At 37.8% G+C, this 2395-nt stretch carries 2 protein-coding genes; both read right to left on the bottom strand.

Going from position 1 to position 2395, the window contains the following annotated elements; translation table 11 throughout:
• A partial coding sequence (locus AC1DND_RS25870) for an LTA synthase family protein (RefSeq protein ID WP_477585456.1) occupies positions 1-1487 on the bottom strand: 1487 nt, incomplete at its 3' end.
• A gap of 156 nt (positions 1488-1643) precedes the next feature.
• Complete coding sequence (locus AC1DND_RS25865) at positions 1644-2348, bottom strand: hypothetical protein (protein ID WP_477585454.1); 705 nt, start codon at positions 2346-2348, stop codon at positions 1644-1646.
• Positions 2349-2395: the final 47 nt, after the last annotated feature.

Raw genomic sequence — 2395 nt, 5'->3', positions numbered from 1 at the left:
ATTATGAATAAGGTGTTCGAAAACCAGGGTTTTTGCTTTGCTTCACGTATAAATTTACCGATAGCGTAATCGGTGTATTTAACCGCGCCTTCTCTTCCCGTGTGCGATGGAATATCAATCCTTCCTTCTGGATAGGTATAGGGGCGGTGGTTCGAAACCGTCATAATTTGCGCAAAGAAGGGTTTCTTGTCTTTATAGTCTTTATCCAGTTCGCGTAACGAAAGCGTAAATAAATCTTCATCGGCAACCCCCCAGATATTTGAATAATGGATCTCTGAATCCTGAAGTGCACTTCTATCCGTTACCTGATAACCATTGTTGGAAAAGAACTCGTTCATATTATCAAAATACCCATAACCACCATAAATAAATCTGCTGTTGTAACCTTTTGAACGGAATATGCTACCTAAGGTAAACAGGTTTTTATTATCTGGCCGTTTAACGATCGATTGTCCAGGGGTAGGCGGGATGCAAAGTGAAAGTGCTTCCAGACCACGCACCGTACGCGTTCCCGAAGCGTATAAATTGTTAAAGAGCAAACCTTCTTTTGCCAGCGTATCGAGCTGTGGGGTAATGTGCTGGGTATTGCCAAAAGTACCTAAAAACTCGGCGCTTAAACTTTCTACACTGATCAGCACCACATTCATCTTATTCTCGGTACCCGAATTATTGATGGTTCTGGAGGTATTTTTAAATTCTCCCTTTGCAGTAGAATCTTGTTGCAGTAAGTGACTCAGAATAGCTTCTGCATTTTTGATCGGGAGTGTTTTATAAAAAGTATTATAATCCAGCTGATTGTTCCAAAATGCAAATCCAAAATCGTACATGCCATTGCCTGAAAGCTCGTTTACATATTGATTTTTGCTGTGATACTTCCATTTATGGCTTACACCAAAATAAGTAAGCACTGGCAGGCTCAAAAGAATCAGGGCAATTATGGTGCGTTTGCCGAAACTGGTTTTATTGGTTGTAGAGGAGGTGATGAACTTTCTTAAGAAATAAACGATTAACAAGGTAACGATAACCAAACCTACCATAATACTGTTAATGGGGTACGATTGGCGGATATTTCCAATAACTTCTGTGGTATATACCAGATAATCGACCGCTATAAAGTTATAACGGACAGAAAATTCTTCCCAGAAGAACCATTCTGAAATGGCATTGAAAATGAGCGTGAAAACAACAAAGAAAAAATAAATGAACAATAATACCTTGTTGAATTTACTGGCATACCATTTAGAAGGGAGCAGCCATAAGTAAATTATAATCGGAATTACTGCAAAAGATGCGGCAGCAAGATCGTAAAACAGACCAATAACCAGGATTTTAAGGAGATTCAGTATCGACCAATCAACACCAGATGCACTGTAAATTAATAAGGCAAGTCTCGTAATCAACGATATGCTGCACAATAGCGCTGTGGCTAAAAAAACTGGTCCAAATCTATGATGGAGTAATTTATTTGTTTTTTCTTTAATGCTCATAGTTAAAGGTGAATCCAAAGCTTGAACTTTTCTCGCCACACTTTGTATAATAAATGGCGAAGTTAGTTTTCAATTCTGAAGGAATCCTGAAGGTTTGGTTAGGGTTTAAAGGTAACATTAAAGTATTGTACTTAATAAAGTATTATATTCGATTTGTTATTGTTTCGAAAAGTTAACGCTCAGTGTTGACGTAAATCGAGCAATGAGTTTCTCGTATAAGGCTTTATTTATTGTGTTCGAAATTATAATTGTGTTATTTGTGCCTGTACGTGTAGTTTGGCCGAAATCGCTTGCTGTTAACCCAGTTACCAATGCGTTAAGTTGAATGGCTACTTTCGCTAAGTATGTTCCGGAAGTAACTTCTACTCTGGCGGCTTCTAATTTGATCGATTGCGTTTGGTTCATTTCAAATCTAACCGGGATTTTGGTTCCAGAAGCTTCAATATAAGTTCCCGTCAATAATAATGGTGGGTTGGTAAGCGAACTGCTCATGGTTAAGTTAAACTGGTTGTGCTCATAAACACCTGCTATTAACGCAATTGTTCCTGATAATGAATCGGGTTTTAATGCGTTAACGAGATATAGATTTTTAGATTCTAAAGATACGGGTGTACCTGCCTTTGTAGCACTAAACTCTATTTTTGCGATATTAATACTCGCCGTAGTCCAGTTTATACTTCCGTTAGTGCCTGGCGCTACAACTGCTCCACTTGCCGCTGCATTACTGCTTAACGATGCGCTTAAATTACCTGCACTAAAGCTGTAACTTAATTTGGTATCAGCTGCTACCTCTTTTTTTGTACAATTGGTAAATAGCACTGCTAATAGTGTTGCAAAAATAATGTTGTAAAATTTTTTCATCATATTTGGTTTAAGGAATAAAAAGATTGTTTATGCGGTATTAATAT

It is taken from the genome of Pedobacter sp. 01N416, assembly GCF_056399685.1.
This window is presented reverse-complemented; position numbering and strand designations above follow the sequence as displayed.